Annotated in this window: 17 protein-coding genes; 4 read left to right on the top strand and 13 right to left on the bottom strand. The window is 62.6% G+C overall.

The window, feature by feature from the left end; translation table 11 throughout:
- Window positions 1–6 precede the first annotated feature (6 nt).
- The 3 genes from ASD02_RS03370 (at window position 7) to ASD02_RS03360 (ending at window position 2,143) form a co-directional block, all read left to right on the top strand.
- Entirely contained in the window at window positions 7–321 is a 315-nt protein-coding gene (locus ASD02_RS03370) for an EthD family reductase (RefSeq protein ID WP_025425589.1), read from the top strand.
- A 77-nt stretch (window positions 322–398) separates the two neighbouring features.
- Complete coding sequence (locus ASD02_RS03365) at window positions 399–1,289, top strand: alpha/beta fold hydrolase (RefSeq protein ID WP_162255895.1); 891 nt, start codon at window positions 399–401, stop codon at window positions 1,287–1,289.
- Window positions 1,286–2,143, top strand: a complete 858-nt coding sequence (locus tag ASD02_RS03360) for a sigma-70 family RNA polymerase sigma factor (RefSeq protein WP_025425591.1) — start codon at window positions 1,286–1,288, stop codon at window positions 2,141–2,143. The genes ASD02_RS03365 and ASD02_RS03360 overlap by 4 nt, the downstream gene beginning before the upstream one ends.
- A 112-nt stretch (window positions 2,144–2,255) precedes the next feature.
- Here ASD02_RS03360 and guaA read toward each other — a convergent pair whose 3' ends face one another.
- The 4 genes from guaA to ASD02_RS03340 all read right to left on the bottom strand — a co-directional run bounded on the left by guaA (window position 2,256) and on the right by ASD02_RS03340 (window position 5,543).
- A complete protein-coding gene (gene guaA, locus ASD02_RS03355; protein WP_025425592.1) occupies window positions 2,256–3,818 on the bottom strand; it encodes a glutamine-hydrolyzing GMP synthase in 1,563 nt (520 codons plus the stop codon).
- 94 nt (window positions 3,819–3,912) lie between these two features.
- Window positions 3,913–4,551, bottom strand: a complete 639-nt coding sequence (locus tag ASD02_RS03350) for a 5'-methylthioadenosine/S-adenosylhomocysteine nucleosidase (RefSeq protein WP_025425593.1) — start codon at window positions 4,549–4,551, stop codon at window positions 3,913–3,915.
- The gene (locus ASD02_RS03345; protein ID WP_025425594.1) at window positions 4,548–5,000 is read right to left on the bottom strand and encodes a PaaI family thioesterase; all 453 of its coding nucleotides are present in this window, start codon (window positions 4,998–5,000) and stop codon (window positions 4,548–4,550) included. Before ASD02_RS03345 ends, ASD02_RS03350 begins: the two co-directional genes overlap by 4 nt.
- 90 nt (window positions 5,001–5,090) lie before the next feature.
- Window positions 5,091–5,543, bottom strand: coding sequence for a TspO/MBR family protein (locus ASD02_RS03340; RefSeq protein ID WP_025425595.1), 453 nt, complete (start codon window positions 5,541–5,543; stop codon window positions 5,091–5,093).
- 84 nt (window positions 5,544–5,627) lie between these two features.
- Between ASD02_RS03340 and ASD02_RS03335 the strand changes: the two genes are divergently transcribed.
- Entirely contained in the window at window positions 5,628–6,182 is a 555-nt protein-coding gene (locus ASD02_RS03335; RefSeq protein WP_025425596.1) for a GNAT family N-acetyltransferase, read from the top strand.
- Between the two features lie 9 nt (window positions 6,183–6,191).
- Here the strand turns inward: ASD02_RS03335 and ASD02_RS03330 are convergent, their stop codons facing one another.
- The 9 genes from ASD02_RS03330 to queG form a co-directional block, all read right to left on the bottom strand.
- Window positions 6,192–7,283 carry a DUF1513 domain-containing protein gene (locus tag ASD02_RS03330; protein ID WP_025425597.1) on the bottom strand — a complete coding sequence of 364 codons (1,092 nt, stop codon included), beginning with the start codon at window positions 7,281–7,283 and terminating at the stop codon, window positions 6,192–6,194.
- Between the two features lie 85 nt (window positions 7,284–7,368).
- The gene (locus ASD02_RS03325; protein WP_025425598.1) at window positions 7,369–8,358 is read right to left on the bottom strand and encodes a magnesium transporter CorA family protein; all 990 of its coding nucleotides are present in this window, start codon (window positions 8,356–8,358) and stop codon (window positions 7,369–7,371) included.
- A gap of 207 nt (window positions 8,359–8,565) precedes the next feature.
- Window positions 8,566–9,690 carry an imelysin family protein gene (locus tag ASD02_RS03320; protein WP_025425599.1) on the bottom strand — a complete coding sequence of 375 codons (1,125 nt, stop codon included), beginning with the start codon at window positions 9,688–9,690 and terminating at the stop codon, window positions 8,566–8,568.
- On the bottom strand, window positions 9,690–11,228 hold the full coding sequence (locus ASD02_RS03315; protein ID WP_057212524.1) for a di-heme oxidoredictase family protein: 1,539 nt from the start codon (window positions 11,226–11,228) through the stop codon (window positions 9,690–9,692). Before ASD02_RS03315 ends, ASD02_RS03320 begins: the two co-directional genes overlap by 1 nt.
- 49 nt (window positions 11,229–11,277) lie before the next feature.
- Complete coding sequence (locus ASD02_RS03310; RefSeq protein ID WP_025425601.1) at window positions 11,278–12,558, bottom strand: imelysin family protein; 1,281 nt, start codon at window positions 12,556–12,558, stop codon at window positions 11,278–11,280.
- Between the two features lie 211 nt (window positions 12,559–12,769).
- A complete protein-coding gene (locus tag ASD02_RS03305; protein ID WP_025425602.1) occupies window positions 12,770–14,059 on the bottom strand; it encodes an RsmB/NOP family class I SAM-dependent RNA methyltransferase in 1,290 nt (429 codons plus the stop codon).
- A 148-nt stretch (window positions 14,060–14,207) separates the two neighbouring features.
- Window positions 14,208–14,582 carry a septal ring lytic transglycosylase RlpA family protein gene (locus ASD02_RS03300; RefSeq protein WP_025425603.1) on the bottom strand — a complete coding sequence of 125 codons (375 nt, stop codon included), beginning with the start codon at window positions 14,580–14,582 and terminating at the stop codon, window positions 14,208–14,210.
- Between the two features lie 472 nt (window positions 14,583–15,054).
- A complete protein-coding gene (locus ASD02_RS03295; RefSeq protein ID WP_025425604.1) occupies window positions 15,055–15,930 on the bottom strand; it encodes an SDR family oxidoreductase in 876 nt (291 codons plus the stop codon).
- Complete coding sequence (queG, locus tag ASD02_RS03290) at window positions 15,918–17,090, bottom strand: tRNA epoxyqueuosine(34) reductase QueG (RefSeq protein WP_025425605.1); 1,173 nt, start codon at window positions 17,088–17,090, stop codon at window positions 15,918–15,920. The genes ASD02_RS03295 and queG overlap by 13 nt, the downstream gene beginning before the upstream one ends.
- Between the last annotated feature and the right edge of the window lie 6 nt (window positions 17,091–17,096).

The following is a 17,096-nucleotide window of genomic DNA, read 5'->3' as shown; positions in this document are numbered from 1 at the left end:
ATCGCAATGGCCCGCATGGTCGTGATTTACCCAACACCTGATAATGTCGAGGCGTTCGACCAGCATTATTTCGAGATCCACGTGCCTCTCGCCAAGAAGATCCCTGGGCTCAGGAAATACGAGGTCAGCGACGGCCCGATCGCAAGGCCAGTCGGAACGTCCAAAATTCATCGCATTGGAACGCTGCATTTCGATGACCTTGCGGCGATCAACAAGGCGTTTGCAAGCCCGGAAGGTCAGGCCGCTGCGGCGGATCGACGACTTTTTGCGCCTGACGACTCTGGTGTTGAAATGTTCCTTTTCGACGACAGGGAAGTTTGAACCGACGCTGGCAGTTGGCCGCTTGCACAGGCCGCAAATATCGTAAGGTCAGAGTAAAGTGGACTGAGGGAATGGCAGTGACCAAAGCAGTTTTTGTCCTGATCCATGGCGGTTGGCACGACCGCTCGACATGGGACAAGGTGACGCCGATACTTGAAGCCAATGGCTTTTCGGCCTTGACGCTCGACCTTCCCGGCGCGGGGGTCAATGCCATAGCCCCACCGTCGCTCGGCCTTCGTCCGTTCGACCCCATTGCTTTTGCCACGGAGCCGTCACCCAGCGCCGGCATTACGCAGCTGGAGCGGACGGAAGCGGTTGTCGAGCTGGTAAAAGAGGCCGCGGCCCTCGGCGGCGGCAAGGTCATCCTGGTCGGGCACTCGGCCGGCGGGATGACGATTTCGGCGGTCGCCGAAAGGGTTCCGGACCAGCTTCTCGCAGTCGTTTATATCGCCGGGTTCATGGTGCCGAACGGCATGCCGTTGCTGGCGATGCTGCAACACGAAACCATGTCTTCGGCCCTGTCGCCCGGGTTGTTCGTGGGCGACCCCGTCGGCATCGGTGCGACAAGGATCAATCCGCGATCGACAGACGTCGCCTATCGATCGCTTCTCAAGGCTTCGTTTTATGGCGACGTGCCGGAGGTGGAATTCGCGCAGGCGGCGCTGCATCTTCACTACGACGAATCGAATGCCGGCGCCGTGGCTCCATCGGCCATTACGCCGGAAGGATTTGGCACCGTGCCGCGCCACTACATCCGCACCACACAGGACCGCGCGGTTCCGTTGGCCGGTCAGGATCACATGATTGCGACCGTAGACGTTGCCATCGGCGGCAAGACGACGACCCACACTTTGGAGACCAGCCACTCGCCATTCCTGTCACAACCGGCCAAGCTGTCGAAGATACTGATCGAAATCAGCGCCCAGTCCCAGGCGGAGCGGGCAAGCGCCGGAGGTCTTGGTGCATGAATACCGACCATTTCGAGGACCGTCTGAATGCGCTCAGACCACGCCTTCATCGCTACTGCGCGCGCATGACGGGATCGGCGGTCAATGGCGAGGATGTCTTGCAGGATACGCTCGTCAAGGCGCTCAACGCACGAGCCCAAGGAGTCGAGGTCGATAGTCTCGAGGGCTGGCTGTTTCGCATCGCCCACAACACGAGCCTCGATTTCCTGCGCGAGCGGTCGCGCAACACGGTCGTCTCGCTCACCGAAGACGTCGAGGCGGCGCCCATCCCTGAGGCGGAAATCGTCGCGTTCAGCTTCCAGACGTTTCTGCGGCTGCCTGAACTTCAGCGCTGCGCGGTGATCCTCAAGGATGTCCTGGGTCATTCGATCGACGAGATCGCCGGGATCGCGGGCTGCTCGCCCGCCGCCGCCAAATCGGCGCTACAGCGCGGGCGCGTTGCACTCCGGGAACTTGCGCAGGCACCCGACGATATCAGGCTGCCGCTGATGTCAGAGCCGGACCGGCGGAAGATGACCGCCTATGTCCGTCTCTTTCAGAGCGGTGATTTCGACGCAATTCGCGCCATGCTCGCCGATGACGTGAAGCTCGATCTGGTAAACCGGCTGCAACTCGAAGGACGCGACAGGATCGGCCACTATTTTACCCGCTATGGCGAAGTGACGAAGTGGCGGTTCGCCTTCGGCGCGGTTGAAGGACAGCCGGCCATGCTGGTGTTCGACAGCACCGGCTCGACGGAACGGCCTGCACATTTCGTCCTGATCGGCTGGTCGGAAAGCCGGATCATCCAGATCCGGGACTTCCTGTTCGCGCCGTATGTGCTCGAAGCCATCGATTGGGTGCGGTTGGACTAATCGACCGGACAGCGCCATCATGGCGCTCGGCGCACGTGAGGAATAGACGGCTGGCAGCAGCGCGGGCGAGAAAATCGCCGCCCAAAGCTACGCTATTGCCGCCGATTGCCCGTTATTCCCACTCGATCGTGCCGGGCGGCTTCGACGTGACGTCGTAGACCACGCGGTTGATGCCACGGACCTCGTTGATGATGCGCGTTGCCGCACGGCCGAGGAATTCCATGTCGTAGTGGTAGAAGTCGGCGGTCATGCCGTCGACCGAGGTGACGGCCCGCAGCGCACAGACGAACTCGTAAGTGCGGCCGTCGCCCATGACGCCGACGGTCTGGACCGGCAGCAGCACGGCAAACGCCTGCCAGATGGCGTCGTAGAGGCCGGCCTTGCGGATTTCGTCGAGATAGATCGCGTCGGCTTCGCGCAGGATCTCGAGCTTCTCGCGGCTGATGCCACCAGGGCAACGGATGGCAAGGCCCGGTCCGGGGAACGGGTGGCGGCCGATGAAGCTGTCGGGCAGGCCGAGTTCGCGGCCGAGCACCCGGACTTCGTCCTTGAACAGCTCGCGCAGCGGCTCGACCAGCTGCATGTTCATGCGTTCCGGCAGGCCGCCGACATTGTGGTGCGACTTGATCGTCACCGACGGGCCGCCGGTGAAGGAAACGCTTTCGATGACGTCGGGATAAAGCGTGCCCTGGGCAAGGAAATCCGCGCCGCCGAGCTTCTTTGCCTCTTCCTCGAACACCTCGATGAACAGGCGGCCGATGATCTTGCGCTTGGTTTCCGGATCGCTTTGGCCTTCCAGTTCGCCGATGAAGCGGTCGGAAGCGTCGACGTGCAGCAGGTGCAGATTATAGTGCTCTTCAAACATGGCGACGACGTTCTTCGCCTCGTCCTTGCGCATCAGGCCATGGTCGACGAGGATGCAGGTCAGCTGGTCGCCGACTGCCTCGTGGATCAGGAGCGCTGCGACCGAGCTGTCGACGCCGCCGGAAAGCGCGCAGATCACCTTCTTGTCGCCGACCTGTTTGCGGATCGCGTCCACGGCCTTGGCGCGGTAGGCCGACATCGACCAGTCGCCCTTGATGCCGGCGATCTTGTGCACGAAGTTGGCGATCAGCTTGGCGCCGTCGGGCGTGTGCACCACTTCCGGGTGGAACTGCACGGCGTAGTACTTGCGCTTCTCGTCGGCAATGAAGGCAAAGGGGGCGTTGGCGGATGTCGCCACGACCTCGAAGCCTTCGGGGATCGCCGTGACGCGGTCGCCATGCGACATCCAGACCTGGTGGCGCGAGCCGAGCGACCAGACGCCGTCGAACAGCGCGCAGTCCTTCTCGACTTCGAGGAAGGCGCGGCCGAATTCGCGGTGATGGCCGCTCTCGACCTTGCCGCCCAGCTGGGCGCACATGGTTTGCTGGCCGTAACAGATGCCGAAGACCGGCAGGCCGGAATCGAAGATCATCGAAGGCGCGCGCGGSGAGCCGATGTCGAGGGTGGAAGCCGGGCTGCCGGAGAGGATGACGGCCTTCGGCTTTAGCCGCTGAAAACCTTCGTCCGCCGACTGGAACGGCACGATTTCGCAATAAACACCGGATTCGCGCACGCGCCGGGCGATGAGCTGCGTCACCTGGCTGCCGAAATCGACGATGAGAACGGTGTCGGGATGGGCTGTCTGGGTCATGTCGGGCCTTCAAACAAGCTTGATCATGGCGAGCCTTTAATCAAAGCCCGTCCTCTGCGCAACGATTAGATTGCACCCCGACAATTCCGGGCTTTCAGAGCCGGATTTCGCCCGTGCCGATCGCTGTCTCAAGCCTGTCGATGACGCCGGCGAGCTTCTCGTCGATGACATCTAGATATTCCGTCCAGTCGTTGACGTGCTTGAGTTCCGCCTTACCGTCGGAAATGCCGCGAAGCGCGATGAGCGGCACGCCGAAAGACTGGCAGGCGCGTAGCACCGCATAGGTCTCCATTTCCACCATGTCGGCGTCGATGCCGTCATAGGCGGTGCCGGAGACGATGTTGGCGCCGGTCGAAAGCCGGGCCTCCTTGATCCCAGGAATGCGCAGCGGCAGCGAAACGACGGCGGGAAGGTCGAGAAACGGCGTCGCGCCTTTCTCGAAACCGAGCACCGAGGCGTCCATGTCGCGGTAGCCGACCGATGTCGCCTGATAGACTTCGGTCTGTTCAAGCTTGGCCGCACCCGCCGAACCGAGCGAGACGACGAGATCAGGCAGAGTGTCTTTGGAGGCAAGGCCTGCCAGCGTCTTCGTCAGCGTGACTGCGGCCTCGACCGGTCCGACGCCGGTCATCAGCGGCGCGATCCGTGCCTTGAGATGAGGACCGTACTCGGCATCGACAGCCATGACATAGAGAACCTTGCGGCCGGCGACGTCCTTCATTTCGACCTTCATCCTTCGATACCCTCGCGTCCGCGGATGACCATCATCGTGCCGGTCATCGAGGCGATCAGCTTGGCCGGCCCGTCCGAGCGGATGGCGTAGCCGCGCCCGTCGGAGACGATGATCGTCGTGCCGGGCTTGGTGACCTCGCCGCGAAACAGGAAGCGCTCGCCGCGCCCCGGCGACAGCAGGTTGACCTTGAATTCGATCGTCAGGATAGAGGCGTCGGGGTCGATGACGGAATAGGCGGCATAGGTGCCGGCCGAATCGAGCGCGGCGGAGATCACGCCCGCATGCAGGAAGCCGTGCTGCTGCGTCAGCTTTTCGTCAAAGGGCAGCTCGATCTCGACGGTACCCTGCTCGACCAGCGTCAGTTCTGCGCCGATCGTTTCCATGGCCGCCTGCCGTGCGAAGCTTTCCCTTATGCGCCTGCGGAAATCTGGGGGATCGCTGTCGTCCATCAGTCTGTACGGCCCTGGCTGTCGCGGCAGGCCCGATTGCCTCCCATATCGATCGACGGACAGTGGCACGGCCGCACCAGTGCGACAAGCTCAATTCATGAGGAAAATCGAGCCGTTGAGTACGGTCGCGAATGCCACCCAGGCGAGATAGGGCAGGAAGAGCAAGGCCGAAGCGCGGTCTCTTTGCCAGCTTGCGACGATGACACCGGCGACTGCGATCAGCAGCGCGATGATGACAATCAGTGCCGACGCGATGTCCTGCAGGCCGAAGAACAGCGGCGACCACAGGAAGTTGAAGATCATCTGCGCGAGCCACAATCGCATCGCGGCGGTACGGCGATGGTCAAGAAACAGCCGGGCGCCGACGATGCCGATCATCACGTAGAGCACCGACCAGACCGGGGCGAAGATCCAGTTGGGTGGATTGAAGACCGGCTTTGCCAGTGACTGGTACCATTCGCCGGGGATGTTGTTGTAGCCGATGAGAAGCCCGAGACCGAGAACGGCAGCGATGAAGACTGTGTAGACGAGGGGTCTGTTCATGGCGTCGACAGATAGAGTGCCCTGATGCGCTTTCCAGCGGGGGCTGCTGTTTCGAAGCGACCATGCGCCACCTATATCTCTGCCATGAAAAGCTTCCGACGCATCGACATCCGGCCGGCCGGTCCTGATGACATCATGATGATCGCTTCCGTCATCGTCGAAACCTGGCGATCGACGTTTCGCGGGCTGATTTCCGATGCCTTCCTCGATGCCATGAGCATCGAGGAACAGGCGTTGCGCCATGCCCGGCGCATGCGCGTTGTCGACGTTTTCCACCTGGTCGCGGTCGACATGAGCACGAACCGGGTGATCGGCTTTGCCAATTATGGAAAGGCCCGCTCGATGCCGCCGCGCTTCGACCGCGAACTCTATGCGCTTTATATCCTCAAGGAGTTTCAAGGGGCCGGCATCGGCTCGGCGCTCGTGCGCAGCGTCGCGGCCCACTGCCGGGAGCTGGGCGGCGCGTCGCTGTTTGCCTGGGTGCTTTCCAGCAATCCGAACCGAGCGTTTTACGAACGCCTGGGGGCGGTCGCCGTCGGCCAGGGCCAGGTCAGCCTCGGCGGTGAGAACCACGATCAGACCGCCTATCGATGGGACAATTTGGCAAAGCTGGCCGGCGAGGGTCGCTTCTCCGCGTGACGTGGGCCGTCAGTCCCGGCCGAGCCGGACGATATGCTGGTCCCAGGCGACACGGCTTTGACGGTCCTTGAAGCGGCCGTCATAGGACGACACGGCAAAACCATGCTCGGCCGCCGCGACACCGGCGGCGTCGGTCACGCGCTCTTGCCTCAACACCGCACCCGTGCGGGCATCGAGCGTCACGGCAACGCCACCCTTGGGCGAGGTGAGGCCGATCAATCCCTCCTGGCGGTTGACGGCTATGGCGCCGACATAATTGGCCAAGGCCTCGGTCGTGCTTTCGGGCAGCGACACGAAGGCGAGATCTTCGCCATGGGAAAAATGGCCGACGAGCGGCGGCAGGTCGTCGCGCGCACCTTCGTATTGGCAGGCAAACCAGATTTCGCCCTTCGGGCCGATATCGACGTGGCGGGTGGAGAGACGGTTGAGTTCGCCCGGCAGTATGTGTTTTTGGATCAGCGCGCCGGTCTCGGTGTCGACCAGTGTCAGGCTCGGTTCCATATGGTCGAGATTGAGCTTGGTGCGGCCGAAATCCGGATGAGTCTCGATGCCGCCATTGGCGATGGCCAGCATCCGTCCATCGGCGGAAAGCGTCATGTCATGCGGGCCGATGCCATAGGTCGGGAACTCGCCGATGCGGGCAAAATGTCGGCTGCCGTCGTAGATGCCGATCATGCCGCGATTGGCGGCAAAGTCGTTTTCGGTGGCGTAGAGCAGGCGGCCATCGGCAGAAAAGCAGCCATGGCCATAGAAGTGCCGGCCCTCGGCGGCCGCGATGACCACCGGCTCGGCGCTGCCGTCGGTCGCAAGGATCATCGCATAGGTGCCGGGGCGGCGGGAAAACGCCACCGTCCGTTTGCTGGCGGCTGAATGGGCCATGCCGTGGGCGCGTGCCGGAAGCGCCGTGCGCTCGACGATCTCGCCGGCCTCGGTCAGTGTGGCAACGCCATAGCTTCCGTCCGGCGCCATGAAAGCGGAGGCAAAGACCGCGTCGGCGCGCTCGAGCGCAAAGGCGCCGCGAGCGCCGAGCGTCGCCACCCAGGCGGCGCCGGCCATCTTGATGAAATTGCGACGGTCGATCAGACCCGTGGTGGCGCGCATGGCCATTCCTCGCCTGCCATCTTATCGGACCGGCACCGGAATTCCGCCGCCGATCCTTGTCGCTACGATGTAGCAGATGACTCTGTCAGAGCCAGCCCCGCCGCTTGAAGTAGAGGAACGGCACGATCGCCGAAAGCACCATCAGCGCCAGGGCATAGGGATATCCGAACTGCCACTGCAGCTCGGGCATGACCTCGAAGTTCATGCCGTAGATCGAGGCGACCAGTGTCGGCGGCAGGAACACGACGGCAGCGACCGAGAATATCTTGATGATCTGGTTCTGCTCCAGATTGATCAGGCCGAGCGTCGCGTCGAGCAAGAAGTTGATCTTGTTCGACAGGAACAGCGCGTGGTCGCCGAGCGATGTCGCATCGCGCTGGATCAACTTGATCCGCTGCCGGCTTTCCTTAGCCGCCTTGCGCGGACCGATGCCTTCGAGCGCCACGTGATAGGCGACCAGCCGACCGATGCTGACCAGGCTTTCGCGAATGATCGTCAGAAGGTCACCCTTCTGGCCGATCTGCTCGATCAGCGACTGCAAGTCGCGTGTCTTCTTGGTGGCGCTGGCATTGGTCTTGCGGAACACTTCACGCGAAATACCGTCGACCTCGCTGCCGGCCCGCTCGAGTGCGTCGGCGGTGCGGTCGATCATCGCTTCGAGAAGCCCCAGCATCGCCAGTTCGCCAGTTTCGCAGCCTTGGCCGTTGGCCTTCTGCAGCCGGTTGGCATAGGTCTGGAACGGCTTCGGGTCGGCGTGGCGTACGGTCACGAGCGTCACGCCCTTGACGATGAAGGTCACGGGAACCTTGACCGGGTAGTCGCTGTCGAGCTTGGCAACGGCCGTCATGGTCATGAACTGCGCGCCGTCTTCCTGGTAGAGCCGGTCGGACAGCTCGATTTCCTGCATCTCGTCCCGGGTCGGGATTTCGATGCCGAGTTGGCCTTCGACCAGCCGGGTCTCCTCCACGGACGGATTGAGCAGGTCGAACCAGATGACCGGCGTCGGAGAGGCAAGGCCGTCGAGCATGTCGACGAGCACGAGATGGCTGTTCTGGCTTTTGTAGATGCGCAGCATTTTGGGCTCCATAGGGCGAGTCATCCGACCGCCACGAAGCCCTGATCAATCAGGACCGAGCGGTCGTGAGCATGAAGGCTCGACTTCGACTGTCGGGGTTCATTGCAAGTTGATCCTTGTGGTGAAACGTGGCCGCGAGAGCGGACAAGGGAGCGCTTTGCGCCCAAACGGGGGGATTGTCAACAGCCTCGGCTAAGGGCTGTCTGCTCAGTCGCCGTCGGCAAAGGAGAAGCCGGCGCCAAGGCCGATGGCACCGCCGAAATCCTTGTTCAGCCGGTCGAGAAGATCGGCGGTGTTGAGCGTGAGAAAATCGAGCTTGGCCCGGCTCTTGTCATCGGCGATCGCCTCGCCGATCGGACCGTCGATGGTCTGCGAGATGCCGATGACCGACTTGAAGACGAAGTCTGCCGACCCGGCGACCGAGCGGCTGTCGTTCGGAAGCAGGCTTTCCATGTCGGCCACCTTGAACAGGGTATGCAGGCCGCGGAAGTTGGCGGCGATCGAGGGCATGGTGTTTTCCGACCGCCAGTAGATCGCCGACTTCGGATGTCCCTTGTCCTGCTTGCCGTCGACGGTTCCGGCATAGAACGGCTTCAGCCGCTGGTCCTTCACCATCTCGACGCCGTGCACGAAAATGCCGAGCAGCTCGGTTGCCGCCTCCTTGCTGTCGCGAAATTGAGGATTTCCAGGGCCCGGCTTTTTCCAGGCGGCCTGGATGCCCTCAGGCTTTTGCCACTCCGCCAGGAACTCGTTGGCGATGGCGTCGAGGTTCTGCGAGATCGCCACGCCGTAGCGGCAACGGAAATCGCCGTCCTTGCTCGCCAGCACATCGGAGCCATTGCCGTAGAGCACGTATTCCAGTGCGCCCAGTCCTTGCGCCGCGACGCTCTTGCCCTTGAGCGATGCGACGTCGGTCGCCGTCTCGTCGCCCTTGGCAAGAATGGCCTGCACCTGTTTCAGGCCCGTGCTCTTGCGGTCGGGGTAGAACAGGAAGCGCTCGAAGCGGTTCTGCTCGAGCGCCGGCCCCAAACGGATGATTTCGACCGTCGACCAGGCCTGTACCAGGTCGGAAAATGCTTCTTGCGCTTTCTCCTGCGATGCCGCCGACGGGACCTCGCAAAGGGCGGCCGACGCCTTCGTCAGCAGCGCGGTCTTGTCCGACAGGTTGCGGTAGCCGGGGATAATGAAATCGTCGACCGCCCTAGCCATCACGGCTGGCACGGCAGCCTCGTTGACGACACGGGGCGACAGCGCGCTTCCCTCCTGCGCCATGGCCGGCAGGGACAGAGCGGCCAGGCAAAGGCCGAGGGCAAGCGAAGGCATATGAGACATCAAAGAGACTCCAGGAATGCGAGGAGGTCACGGCGGTCACGTGTGGAAAGCGCGGCAAAGGCGTCTCGCGCTTTTTCGCCCTCTCCACCATGCCACAGAATGGCTTCGGTAAAATTGCGGGCCCGCCCGTCGTGCAGCAGGAACGTATGGCCGCTCACCGCCTTCGTCAGTCCGATGCCCCAGAGCGGCGGCGTGCGCCATTCGCGGCCATTGGCGATACCTACGGTCTGGCCATCGGCAAGGCCGTCTCCCATGTCATGGAGCAGGAAGTCGGAATAGGGCCAGATCAGCTGGAACGCCTGTGCCTTGTGGGCAGCGTCGCGACGCGTCACGTATTTCGGGGTGTGGCAGGAAGCGCAGCCGCTCTGGTAGAAGATCTCCTTGCCGCGCAGGGTTTTTGGAAAGCTCGCCTTGCGCCGCGCCGGAACGGCCAGATTGGCCGAGTAGAAGGTGACCAGTCCCAGCACCGGGTCCGGAGCCTCGACCGCGCCGAGACGCGCCTGGACGCCGGTCGGCAGGCCGAGGCAGGCCGTTTGCCCTTCGGTGCAGTCGCCAAAACTGCGGTCGAGATCCGGGGTCGAAAGGCCGATATCGGCGGCGAAGGCATCCGCCGTCTGCTGGCGCACCGTCGGGGTCTGTGCCTTCCAGCCAAAGCGACCAAGCGCAATTTCTCCGGTCGCGCGATCGCGAACCAGCGAGGCGCGCCCGCTGATGCCGTCGCCGTCGGCGTCATCAGGGTCTGCACGGGAAAGGATATCCGCCTCATGGATCGCCTCGATCAGTCCCAATCCGATCATCTGCGGCGCCACCCGCGGCGAAAGCGTCGTTGTCGGATCAAGGGCGCCGTAGGCGAGATCGCGCACCGCATAGGTCGGCTTGCGCAGGAAGACCAGTTCGCCGTCCGCCAGCGTGACCGGCAGCTCGGAGTAGGTCATCTTCATCTGACCTTCGGCGGCAAGCCCCGGCACCGCCCTGTCCTGCAACTGCGCGCCGTAGATCGGGTCGGGGAAATTGGCCATGTCGTAGGTCGCCAGCATCTGCCGTTCGCCGTCGTTGCGCGGCGCCCGGGCGAGCCGGTAGAGCATCGAGGTGCCGTCGCTGGCGCCTTCGGGCGGGCCGCCACGCCCATCGCGCGGATGGCAGCTGAGGCAGGACCTTGCATTGTAGAGCGGCCCCAGGCCATCGGACGCCTGGGTTGACGAGGGCGAGGACACCCAGAGCTTTTCGAACAGCGCATCGCCCAGCTTGAATCCCTCTTCATCCTCGAAAGCCAAGTTTGCGGAAAACTGAGTGAAGCTGTCCTGATCGTTCGGGGCGATCGACGTTCCGGCTCCCGCCGACATCGCCTCGTATCGTTCTGCCTTGGAGAAATCCGTGACCGGCACAGTGATCGCCTCGACGCGGCGAAGGTCGGCCTCGGAGAGATCGTCGCGCTTGTGCTTGAGCGCGGAGGTATCGTCTGACGCCTGAACTGCCGCCGCAACAAGAAACAGCGCCAGGAGCGACTGCAGAAGGGAGCGGGCAATGCATGCGTTCATCGATTGAGGATCGGGCCGCGTCCGTAACGGCGCGGCCCGCCTTTTCAGCTTATTGGAAAACAGCGTTAGGATTATCCAAGCTGTCGGAACCTTCAAGCTCAATCGTGCCGAGGTCGAGCGACGCGATGACGCGCTGCACGGTCTTGGCCTGGGCGATCAGGCCGTCGATCGCGGCCTGGACGGTGGCGTTGCCCTCGGCATTGCCTTCGCCGATCATCTGGTCGTAGGCCTCGACGGTTTCGGCGCGCTTGGCCATCGCCTGCATCTTCTCGACCGTGGTGGCGAGATCCTTGGTCATTTCCTTGTCGAGTGCCGCGTCCTTGGTGGCAACGAGTTCGGAAAGCGAGGCGCCGGTCAGCTTGGTGCCGTCGACGCGGGTATATTCGCCGGTATAGGCCGACTGGATGCCGATCGCGTCGTGCAGGTGCGAGTTGTGGGTGTTGTCGGAGAAGCAGTCGTGCTCTTCTTCCGGGTCATGCAGCAGGATGCCGAGCTTCATGCGCTCGCCTGCAAGCTCGCCATAGGAGAGCGATCCCATGCCGGTCAGGATGGCGGTCAGGCCAGCCTTCGGATCGGCTTCGACGGCCTTGGTCGCCGCGCCATCCGGCGTCCAGTTGGCAACCATTTCCTTCAGGTCCGAAACGAGCAGTTCGGATGCAGCCTTCAAATAGGCGCCACGCCGATCGCAATTGCCGCCGGTGCAGGCCTTGGTGTCGTAATCCGTGTAGGGGCGGTTGCCGGCGCCAGCCTTGGTGCCGTTCAGGTCCTGGCCCCAGAGCAGGAATTCGATGGCGTGATAGCCCGTGGCGACGTTCGCCTCGATGCCGCCTGCTTCCTGTAGGGTACCCGCCAGCAGTTCCGGCGTGATGTTGGTGGCGTCGACATCCTTGCCGTCGATCTTGATCGTCTTGTTGGCGATCACGTTGGCGGTGAAGAGACCGTTCTCGTCGCTCTCGCTGCCGTAGCTCGGATCGACATAGTCGATCAGGCCTTCGTCCAGCGGCCAGGCGTTGACCTTGCCTTCCCACTCGTCAACGATGGCGTTGCCGAAGCGGTAGACTTCCGTTTCCTGGTAGGGGTGGCGGGCCTTGAGCCAGGCTTCGCGCGCCGCCTTCAGCGTTGCTTCGCTGGGGGTCGCGATCAGCGCGTCGATTGCCTTGTCGAGCGCCTCAGCGGTGATCAGCGCATCTTCGAACTTGGCGTGCGCGACGACGGTGTAGTGCTTTACAACGGCGGCCGCATCGGTGGCGGCCTGCGCCGGCTGCAGGGCCAGCGTCGACGTTGCCGTCATGAGCGCCAGCGCCGCGGCGCGGATGAAATTCTTGGTCATGACCCTCTCCTGTTCTTCTCCCGGCGTGACCGGAACGGACACCGCGGGACGGCGTCATTGCTCGGCAATGGGTCGTGGAAAATCCCCCGCCGACCCGCCGGAGCTTGATTGTCATGAACCAAAAGTAAACTGGTGTCAAAGTGTATAGTTTAGAACGTTTTCAATCTGATGCCGGCGGTTTGGCGCAGTGTCGAAGCCGCCGGCGAGGCGCTCAGGCCTTGCGCTGCATCAGGCAGAAGAAGAAGCCGTCGGTGCCGGTGGAAGCCGGCGTCAGCGTCACCGTCTTCATGTCGGCGGACCATGGCTGCGGCTTGTCGGTACCGAATAGCCCGGCCCAGATGTCGGCGGCCGACAGGATCTCGAATTCCGGATTGTCTTCGCAGAAGCCGTAGACTTGCGCCTCGTTCTCCTCGGGAAGCACCGAGCAGGTGACGTAGATCAGGTGTCCGCCCGGCCGCACGAACTGCGCAGCACTTGCCAGCGCTTCTTCCTGCTGGGAGATCCGCTCTTCGAGGTTCTTCTGGTTGAGCCGCCACTTGGTGTCGGGGCGGCGACGCCACGTTCCGGTGCCGGTGCAAGGCGCATCGACGAGAACCCGATCGAAACGGCCGGCAAGCGGCGCCAGGCTGTCGGCGGAATCGTGTACCTGGACATTGCGCGTTCCAGCGCGCTTCAGCCGTTCGATGATCGGCGCCAGGCGCTTGCGGTCGGTGTCGTAGGCGTGCACCTGGCCCTTGTTGTTCATCGCAGCCGACATGGCGAGCGTCTTGCCGCCGCCGCCGGCGCAATAGTCGAGCACCTGTTCGCCTTCCTGCGGGAAGGCGAGATCGGCGACGATCTGCGATCCCTCGTCCTGGACTTCGAACCAGCCTTTCTGGAAGGAAAGCTCGGCGGTGACGTTCGGCAGGCGCGAGGCGCCTTCGCCGGCGGGAATACGAATACCGTTGCGGGCGATCGTTGCGGCTTCAGCGCCGCTGCGCTCCAGCGCCTTCAGCACCTTGTCCCGGGTCGACTTGAGCGTGTTGGCGCGCAGATCGAGCGTCGGACGCCCGGCGAGCGCCTTGGCTTCGTCGAGCCAATCCTCGGAGAAGTTTTCCTCGAAGGATGCCTGCACCCATTCGGGAATGTCGCCCTGGATGTGGGGCGCGGCATCATCGAGGCGGCGCGTCGCGAAGGCCTGCGCCATGTCGGCGGACGGCATCTCGGGTGCGAATTTGTCGCCATCGAGTTCGGCCGCCAGCGCTTCGGGGGAAAAGCCCCACTGGCGGTACATCACGGCGTGGCCGAGAGCGGCGGCGCTGTCGCTGTCCATCAGGTAGGCGTGGGAGAGCTTCATGCGAAGCGCGTCATAGACGATGTTGCCGATCGCCGATCGATCGCCGGAGCCGGCGAAGCGATGGGAAAGGCCCCAGTCCTTGAGTGCGTCGGCGACCGGGCGCTTCCGCTTTTCGATGTCCTCAAGAACCTCAATGGCTCCAGCGAGCCTGCCGCCCAATCGCATCTTCGATCAACTCCTTTTTCGCCGTGGTAGCGGCGATGGCATCGAAGAGCAAGACGCTGGCCGGGATTAAACGCGGGGAAGTGGCGAGGAACAGTACTTCTCAAAGCAGAACCGCCCGGATCGGATGCCGGACGGAAGTATTTTACGATCAGGAATTGACGACGCGATAACAGATGCTGGCGTGGCCGGAGCTGATCATGCCGATCTGCGAGGCGGCTGCTTTGGAAAGATCGATCACACGGCCACGGATGAACGGGCCACGATCGTTGATGCGAACGATTACACTCTTGCCGTTGCGCTTGTTGGTGACCTGCACCTTGGTGCCGAATTTCAGACTGCGATGGGCGGCGGTGAGGCGGGCGGCGTTCATACGTTCGCCGGAAGCCGTCTTGGAGGTCAGCGCATACCAGGAAGCACCGCCGCAGCCGGCGCCTGCTGCCTGGCTGTCGGAAACGGAACCGAGGCCGATCCCGGCGGTGAACAGCGCTGCCGCAGCAACAGTCTTGATTTTCGCTGGCGTCAAACTGGCGACCCTCGGTTAGAGCTCTTGGGCTGGAGCTCTTGGTTAATTCTGTCGAAGATCGCTAATTGGGGCGAAAAATGGCGAAAACGTGCTTCAACCATTTACGTTTTATTAGGATCTATTAAAAAAGGACGAAAATTAAAAAACGAAGATTGTTTGAAATAGTTTAAATAGAACCCGGAAGTTCTTTGGAATCAGCGGTTGAACGCTAAATGCGGCGCGCACGCGAGCCGAGATATCGGCTTAACGAAAAAAATCATTAAAAATTTCGAATTGAACGAATCGTCCGGAATCCGGATGGTCAAAAATGCGTCACTACCGCTGTGGTTGCATTCAATTCGCCGAGTATAGAATGAATATCTCACGAAGGTCACAATTAAGCGCCTCCGTGAGATCACCATTACTAACGATCATGCTATCGACAATGTTCCATTGCGAACGGAATATTTTGACTGGTTCGCGCAGCAATTGTTCATTGGCCGCGCCAGCTGTCCGTCTGCCACATTTGCGCAAGCGAGACGCGATAATCGGGATAGGCGAGTTCGAAGCCGGTTTCCCGCAGGCGTGCATTCGAAACGCGCTTGTTTTCGCCATAGAAGGATCGGGCCATCGGCGAAAGCTCGGCGGTTTCGAACGGCATCTCGGGCGGCGGCTCGACGCCCATCAGCCGCGCGGCCTCGGCAACGATATCCTGCGGTGGTGCCGGCTCGTTGTCGGTGATGTTGAAGATCCCACCCTGAAGTCTTTCGGAGAGGTAGGATGTGGCAGCGCCGATATCTTCCACACGAATGCGATTGAACACCTGGCCGGGCTTGATCAGCCGGCGGGCCGTGCCGTTGGCGAGATTGCAGAAGGCGTTGCGTCCGGGGCCGTAAATGCCGGAAAGCCGTAGCACAGCGACGGGAACAGCGTGTTTGGCGCCGAAGGCAAGCCAGGCGTCTTCCGCCTCGACTCGCTCCACCGAGCGCGCCGAGACCGGTTTGGACAACATGTCTTCCGTCACCCACTGACCGCCATGGTCGCCATAGACGCCGACGGTGGAGAGATAGCCGATCCAGCGAAGGGCAGGGGCAAGCGTGGCGAGGTCGGTGCTGCCGGGGCGGAACATCGGGTCGCCGTCGCGGCCGGGAGCGATCGACTGGATCAGATGGGTCGCCTGCCGCAAGGCGTCTGCCAGTTCGTCGGAAACCGTATCGCCGTCGAAGACGATCGGGCGGATGCCCGCTTTTGCGAGTTTGGCAGCCTTTTCCGCACTGCGGGTCGTACCAGTGACGCTATCGGCCTTGTCGGCCAGTGCGCGCGCGATCGCCATGCCGGAATAACCGGCGCCAAGAATCAGGACATGCATCGGCTTACTCCCGCCATTTGCCATTCGGACAACACTTCTTCGTCGCTCTCCGCACCGCATTGCCTCTCATGGGCCGCAAGCGCATCGGGCGAGATCAATAGTGACAAAGCCCACACCGCCATCGCCCTCACCATCGGGGAGGTATCGCTGGTCAACGTCTTGCAGGCTGCGACCAGGCTGTCATCGCCGGAATTGCCCGCTGCGATCAAGACATTTCTGACGAAGCGGTCACGCCCGATGCGTTTGACCGGCGAGCCCGAGAAGAAGGTCCTAAATGTCGGGTCGTCGAGGGTCAGGAGAAAGGCGAGCGACGGCGCCTTCAGGTCATCGCGCGCCTTCAGTTTCATCTCCGACGCCTGCTGCGCGAACTTGTTCCAGGGGCAGGCGGCAAGACAGTCGTCGCAGCCATAGATGCGATTGCCGATCAGCGGACGCAGCGTCGGGTCGATCGGCCCCTTGTGCTCGATTGTCAGGTAGGAAATGCAGCGCCGCGCGTCGATGCGGTAGGGGGCGGGGAAGGCAGCGGTGGGACAGGCGTTGACACAGGCACGACAGGAGCCGCAATGGTCGCGCTCGGCGGCGTCGAAGGCAAGTTCCGCCGTGGTGAACAGGCTGCCGAGAAACAGCCAGGAGCCGAACTCGCGGCTGACGAGATTGGTGTGTTTGCCTTGCCAGCCGATGCCTGCCTTTTCGGCGAGCGGCTTTTCCATCACCGGTGCCGTGTCGACGAACACCTTCACGTCTTCGCCGGCACGTGCCGCAAAGCGGGTCGCGACCTCTTTCAGGCGGCCCTTGATGATATCGTGATAGTCGCGGTTCTGGGCATAGACGGAGATCGCACCGCGATCCGGCTGGTCGAGGATGCCGCGCGGGTCTTCCTCCGGGCCGTAGTTCATTCCGAACATGACGACCGAGCGCACGTTGCTCCAGAGGGTTCGCGGATCGGAGCGGCGCTCCGCCGTTTCGGCCAGCCATTCCATCGTGCCGTGGAAGCCCTCGTCGAGGAATTCCACGAGCCGCGCCGGCGCCTCCGGTATGGCATCGGGCCGGGTGATGCGACAGACGTCGAAGCCCTTGTCGGCCGCCTCGGCCTTCAGGAATTCCGTCAGCTTCTGCCGCCGTCGCTCCTGGTTTTCAGCCTTGGCAGCACTGCCGGGCACGGCACT

Origin of the sequence: Ensifer sp. Root1252 (assembly GCF_001425885.1) — a bacterium.
GTDB classification, from domain to species: Bacteria; Pseudomonadota; Alphaproteobacteria; order Rhizobiales; family Rhizobiaceae; genus Ensifer; species Ensifer canadensis.
The sequence above is the reverse complement of the archived record's forward strand: the minus strand, read 5'-3'. Positions and strand labels throughout refer to the sequence as shown.

Coding starts and splice junctions, on each gene's coding strand:
- ASD02_RS03370 (WP_025425589.1), top strand. CDS start 7: ATGGCCCGCATGGTCGTGATTTACCCAACACCTGATAATGTCGAGGCG.
- ASD02_RS03360 (WP_025425591.1), top strand. CDS start 1,286: ATGAATACCGACCATTTCGAGGACCGTCTGAATGCGCTCAGACCACGC.
- ASD02_RS03350 (WP_025425593.1), bottom strand. CDS start 4,551: ATGAAGGTCGAAATGAAGGACGTCGCCGGCCGCAAGGTTCTCTATGTC.
- ASD02_RS03345 (WP_025425594.1), bottom strand. CDS start 5,000: ATGGACGACAGCGATCCCCCAGATTTCCGCAGGCGCATAAGGGAAAGC.
- ASD02_RS03340 (WP_025425595.1), bottom strand. CDS start 5,543: ATGAACAGACCCCTCGTCTACACAGTCTTCATCGCTGCCGTTCTCGGT.
- ASD02_RS03335 (WP_025425596.1), top strand. CDS start 5,628: ATGAAAAGCTTCCGACGCATCGACATCCGGCCGGCCGGTCCTGATGAC.
- ASD02_RS03330 (WP_025425597.1), bottom strand. CDS start 7,283: ATGCGCGCCACCACGGGTCTGATCGACCGTCGCAATTTCATCAAGATG.
- ASD02_RS03325 (WP_025425598.1), bottom strand. CDS start 8,358: ATGCTGCGCATCTACAAAAGCCAGAACAGCCATCTCGTGCTCGTCGAC.
- ASD02_RS03320 (WP_025425599.1), bottom strand. CDS start 9,690: ATGTCTCATATGCCTTCGCTTGCCCTCGGCCTTTGCCTGGCCGCTCTG.
- ASD02_RS03315 (WP_057212524.1), bottom strand. CDS start 11,228: ATGAACGCATGCATTGCCCGCTCCCTTCTGCAGTCGCTCCTGGCGCTG.
- ASD02_RS03310 (WP_025425601.1), bottom strand. CDS start 12,558: ATGACCAAGAATTTCATCCGCGCCGCGGCGCTGGCGCTCATGACGGCA.
- ASD02_RS03305 (WP_025425602.1), bottom strand. CDS start 14,059: ATGCGATTGGGCGGCAGGCTCGCTGGAGCCATTGAGGTTCTTGAGGAC.
- ASD02_RS03295 (WP_025425604.1), bottom strand. CDS start 15,930: ATGCATGTCCTGATTCTTGGCGCCGGTTATTCCGGCATGGCGATCGCG.